This window comes from Bradyrhizobium sp. (genome assembly GCF_035701725.1).
Lineage (GTDB): Bacteria > Pseudomonadota > Alphaproteobacteria > Rhizobiales > Xanthobacteraceae > Bradyrhizobium.
Map to the genome: position 1 here is coordinate 1 of NZ_DASSRP010000006.1, position 5,415 is coordinate 5,415.

The following is a 5,415-nucleotide window of genomic DNA, read 5'->3' on the forward strand; positions in this document are numbered from 1 at the left end:
ATGTAGTCCAGCCCGGCCGCGTGTTCTTTCGGGATCGCCACGGCGAGATGTTCCTCGCCCCATCGGCCCTCGAGAATCCGCGATCCCGGCATCTGGTCCGACATCTCGAACAGTGTCGGCTTGTTGGTGGCGTAGGTGTCGATCTCGCCGTGCTCGAGCATTTCGATGCCGCGCTTGTAATTCTGCGCCGGCACCACGACCGCATTCGGCAACAGCTTGGGTATCGTGCCTTGCGAGGTGCTGTTCTGGGTCACGCCGACGCGCAGCCCGGCGTTCTGAACGTCGGCGATGGCCTTGATCGGAGAGGTCGCCGTGACGAGATAGCCGAGTTCGATCGTGAGCAGGGTCTGACTGAACGCGACCTGAGCGGCCCGCGCCGGCGTTGAATTGCTGACGGTGAAGTCGACTTCTCCCTTGACCACGCCTTCAAGCACTTCGGAAATCCGCTGATAGTTGACCTGCTCGAACGGGACATCGAGCCGCCTGGCCAATTCCTTGCCAAGGTCGAAACTCAGGCCGTGAAATTCGTTTGTCCTGCCGTCGCGGACCAGCGAGGTGGGGCTGCCGTAATAGACGCCGATGCGCAGCTTGCCCGTTGGCGCCAGCATCGCCCGCGCATCCTGTGCGAAGCTGCCGATCACGGAGGCGATCAGCGTCGTTGCTGCCGTGATCGCGACGATGCAGATTTTCATGGAGGCCTCCCGGATCGCTTGCGCGAGGGAAGCGTAATCATAACCTGGCTGCAACGGCAATTGTGGCAGGGCAGTCCATCAAGCGAGGCGCCGCGTTGCCGAGGGCGGAATAGGTGGCCAGACCGGCGAGGGTGCCGCCGATCTGGCGTTTTGGTTAGGGATAGAAGCTTTAGTAGCGATCCTGCCGGGCGCGGAACGCCAGCGAGGCCCGCAGCTCCTGGATAGCGACGCGTGACGCCTGGATCGCCGCGGCCTTGTGGCCACCGAAATCGTTCGGCGCAGCCTGGAGATAGGCGATGGCGTCCTCGAGATTCTCGATCGCGCGCACGATTCGCGGATGTGCCGCAGCTTCACTGCCCATCGTCTGCGCATTGGCCGCGGGCGCATTGAGCGAAATAACCAAAAGGCCGGTGGACAGCGCTAAAGCAAGTTTCTTCACAACGTTCTCCTGATGACTGGATTGTTCGTCCCCCTGAGCGTCGTTAGTCGTTCCGAACTTAATGCGCAATGAATGGTCGCACGACGATTGATCGAACTGAGCGGAGCATTGGGAAAAATTATCAATGGCGCGGACAGCCTCGCGAAATATGTCATCGACATGATGCGTGTCACATACATGTCACCTACGTGACAAATGTATCCGCTTCACCGCAGACAATCGATATTGCGGGGCTCGCCGGGCAGAGGCCTTGCGCCTCTATAGCGTGACGACAATCTTGCCGAGGTGCTTGTTGGCTTCCATATGCGCGAACGCCTTGCCGATATCGTCGAAGGCAAACACCTTGTCGATCGGCAATTGCAGTTTGCGCGATTCCACGGCCGGCCACAGGTCGCTGCTTGCGAGCTTGAAAATTTCCCGGATTTCCTCGATCGAACGGGTGCGGAAGGTGACGCCGACATAATCGATGCGGCGTGCCGCATGCAGATCGAAATTGAAATCGGCATGCGTGCCGCCGAGCCGGCCGACATTGACAATGCGGCCCTTTATCTTGGTCGCCTTCAGATTCTGGCTTGCGACCTTGCCCGACACCTGATCGATGATCAGATCGACGCCTTCGCCAGAGGTTGCCTGCAACACCTGATCGACCCAGGCGGGATCGGAGGAATCGACCGCGAGGTCGGCGCCGAATTCGTTCAGCCGCGCGCGACGGCCAGCGTCGGTGGAAGAGCCGACGACAAGCTTGGCGCCCTTGAATTTGGCGATCTGCATCGCCATCAACCCGACGCCGGCGCTGGCGCCCTGGATCAAGACGCTCTGTCCGGCCTGCAAGCCGCCGACGGTGACCACCGCATTGTGCATGGTGGTGATCGCGATCGGCAGCGTGCAGGCTTCGTCGAAATTCATGTTCGAAGGCGCGCGGAAGAGGCGGCCGTGATCGGCAAGCGTGTATTCGGCAAAGGCGGCCGAGCCCGAACCCATCACCTTGTCGCCGACCTTGACACCCTTGGCGTCGGGGCCGAGTTCGGTGACTTCGCCGGACCATTCCATGCCGAGTACGGTGCCGACGCCGCCGGCGCTGCCGTGGGCGTGTCCCTTGGTCATGCCGAGATCGGCGCGGTTGAGGCCGCAGGCGCGGACGCGGACCAGCACCTGCGTGCCCTTCGGCGACGGCTTGGCGACATCGGCGATTTCGGCGCCATTGGCGCCGTAGACATAGGCCTTCATGCGGGACATTCCTGACTTGAAGCGTGGTCTGCGGTCGAAAAGTTGAGCCGTTAGATATCACGCTCCGGCCGCCAAATGTCCATCATCGTGCCCTGCAGGCGCGGTTTGCGTCAGGCAAAGGCCGGCGTTTTCGCCGCGACCAGCGCTGGGGTACATCCAAGTCCCGCCACTTTGGCCCGCTGGACCACGAGAGCCAGCACGGCATCAAGCGCCGGCGTCGGGGTTTGCGTCAGGCGGCCCATTTCCTGGACGACGGCGACCAGCGGCTGGATTTCCATCGGCCGGCCGCGCTCAAGGTCCTGCAACATCGAGGTCTTGTGCGCGCCGACCTTGCGCGCCCCTTCGATCCGCCGCTCGACGTCGACGCGGAATCTGACACCGAATTTCTCGGCGATGGTCTGGCTTTCGATCATGATCGCCTTCGACAACGCGCGCGTCGCAGGATCTGAGCAGATCACGTCGAGGGTCGCATGCGTCAGCGCGCTGATCGGGTTAAGACAGACATTGCCCCAGAGCTTCAGCCAGATCTCGTCACGGATGCGGTCGAGCACGGGCGCCTGCATGCCGGCGGCGCCAAACAGCGCGGACAGGCGGGTGACGTCCTCCGTCGTCTCGCCCGAGGGCTCGCCGATCGGAAAACGGTCACCATAGACGTGCTGGATCACGCCAGGCGCCACGATTTCGGTCGCGGGATAGACGATGCAACCGATCGCGCGCTCCGGCCCCAGCTCCCGCCATTGCCGCCCGCCGGGATCGATGCTCTCCAGCGTCGATCCCTCGTAAGCACCGCCGTGCTTGTAGAAATACCAGTAGGGAATGCCGTTGACCGCGGTCACGATCCGGGTGTGCGGCCCGAGCAAGGGCTTCATCGCATCGATCGCGCCCGTGATCGAATGCGCCTTCAGGCAGATGATGACGAAATCCTGCGCGCCGAGTTCGGCCGGGCTGTCGGTGCAGCGCGGATGCACCACGCGCTCCTCACCGCCGATCAGAAGCTTCAAGCCGTTTTCGCGCATCGCGGCCAGATGGGCGCCGCGCGCCACCAGGCTGACGTCGGCGCCCGCGCGCATGAATTCGACCCCGAGATAGCCGCCGATCGCGCCGGCGCCGTAAATGCAAACCTTCATGAGACCCCACCTGACAGCTGAAATTTGGACACGTCACCGCAATGCGCGAAAACGAAGTCTCCGCGCTTGAGAAGGAGCAAAGAGAGGAGGGGCCTTACGCCGAGGCGGCGAACACCGTTGCCATGGCCTCTTCGTCAAAAGCCGTCGAAATGTCGCGGATGCTGATCACGCCGCACAGGCTGTGATTGTCGATCACAGGCAAATGGCGGATGTGGTGTTGGTTCATCAGATGCCGCACGTCTTCCAGCGTGTCGTCGGAAGAGCACCAGACGAGCTGCTGAACCGAGATCAGCTGCGACACCTTCATGTTGATGCCGGCTGCGCCGTGCTCGGCGATCGCGCGCACGACATCGCGCTCGGTGAACATGCCGACGGCGGTATTGCCCTCGGTGCGGACCACGTCCTTGACGACGAGGGCGCTGACATTGCTGGCGCGCATCACCTGCGCGGCGATGCCGACGGTCTCGTTCATTCGAATGGTCGAAATGCGCGCGGTCTTTTTGCGCAGGATGTCTCCGACTTTCATCGCAAGCTCCTTCAGGTCACCTGATCAGTCGCGAAAGGAAGTTTGGTATACGTTATGCCAATTGTCAATTCGCTGATTGCAGTGATTCCGCAAGAAATAATGACAGTATCGCTGACATTTATGCCGCAAACTCGTCGCTCGTGCGGCGAGGCTGGATCAAGTTTTGTATTTGGTATGCCAGTGCCTCCGACAAAAAAGAGAGGCGCAGGTTTGCTCCTGCGCCTCCCCAGATCCATCAAGATCAGGCTTTAGGCCACTTTGGCGCTGCTGCTGCTCGCGGCGGTTTCGGCCTTTGTTTCGCTGCCAAGAATAAAGGCGCGCCGCAGCGGCTTGATCACGAAGATAGCCATCAATGCCGCGGTGGCATTCAGCGCCACGGCGATCACGAACACCGCCTGCCAGCCGAACTTGGCCGACACGATGCTGGCGATCGGCACCAGCAGCGCGGCGGTGCCCTTTGCCGTGTAGAGCATGCCGTTATTGGTGGTGGCGAACTTCACGCCGAAGGTGTCGCCGCTGGTGGCCGGGAACAGGCTGTAGATTTCACCGAACACGCCGAAGTAAACGGCCGTCGCCAGCACGAACACGATCGGAATGTGGCCGTAGACCGACAGCACCAGCAGCATCGCGGCTGCCGTGCCGAAGGCGATGAACATGGTGTTTTCGCGTCCGATGTTGTCGGAGACGAAGCCGAAGAATGGGCGGCCGAATCCGTCGAAGATACGGTCGAGCGATATCGCAAACGTCAGCGCCGCCATCTGGAAGCCGAACATGCTGACCGGCTCGTTGGCGATCTTGAAGTCGTGCGCGATCGGCGCGATTTGCGCGGCGGTCATCAATCCGCCCGAAGCCACCATCACGAAGGTGAGATACATGACCCAGAAGATCGGCGCGCGCAGCACCTGCGATGGCGTGAAGTCGACCTTGGTTTGCGGAAGATTGAGCTTCTTCTTCTTGACCGGCATGGAAACCGTCGGCGGCCGGAGGAACAAGGCGAGCAAGAACACCACGACGCCCTGTCCGATGCCGAAGTTGAAGAATGCGCTCTCGTAGCCGCTGGATGCGATCATCTTCGCAATCGGCGCGACGGTGAGTGCTGCGCCGGCGCCAAATCCTGCGGCCGTTGCGCCAGCGGCAAGCCCGCGATGGTCGGGAAACCATTTCAGCGCATTGCCGACACAGGTGCCGTAGACCGCGCCCGCGCCAACGCCGGCCATAACGGCTGCGAAGTAAAGCACCGGCAGCGAACTGGCGTAGGAGTTGATCACCCAGGCAATCGCCACGGTGATGCCGCCGAACGCAATCACGACGCGAGGGCCGTACTTGTCGACGAACCACGCTTCGACCGGAACGAGCCAGGTCTCGGTCACGACAAACAGCGTGAAGGCGAGCTGGATGGCCGCG

General features: G+C 61.8%; 6 protein-coding genes. All 6 read right to left on the bottom strand.

What is annotated here, in order from left to right:
- A partial coding sequence (locus tag VFL62_RS00170; RefSeq protein WP_325170356.1) for a transporter substrate-binding domain-containing protein occupies positions 1-692 on the bottom strand: 692 nt, incomplete at its 3' end.
- A 169-nt stretch (positions 693-861) separates the two neighbouring features.
- Positions 862-1,131, bottom strand: a complete 270-nt coding sequence (locus VFL62_RS00175; protein WP_325170357.1) for a hypothetical protein — start codon at positions 1,129-1,131, stop codon at positions 862-864.
- Positions 1,132-1,389: 258 nt separating this feature from the next.
- Positions 1,390-2,358, bottom strand: a complete 969-nt coding sequence (locus VFL62_RS00180; RefSeq protein WP_325170358.1) for a quinone oxidoreductase family protein — start codon at positions 2,356-2,358, stop codon at positions 1,390-1,392.
- 110 nt (positions 2,359-2,468) lie between these two features.
- Entirely contained in the window at positions 2,469-3,485 is a 1,017-nt protein-coding gene (locus VFL62_RS00185) for a 2-dehydropantoate 2-reductase (protein ID WP_325170359.1), read from the bottom strand.
- Positions 3,486-3,579: 94 nt separating this feature from the next.
- Complete coding sequence (locus tag VFL62_RS00190; RefSeq protein WP_325170360.1) at positions 3,580-4,011, bottom strand: CBS domain-containing protein; 432 nt, start codon at positions 4,009-4,011, stop codon at positions 3,580-3,582.
- A 248-nt stretch (positions 4,012-4,259) separates the two neighbouring features.
- Positions 4,260-5,415: oxalate/formate MFS antiporter (oxlT, locus tag VFL62_RS00195; RefSeq protein ID WP_325170361.1), on the bottom strand; the 1,156-nt coding region annotated here is incomplete at its 5' end.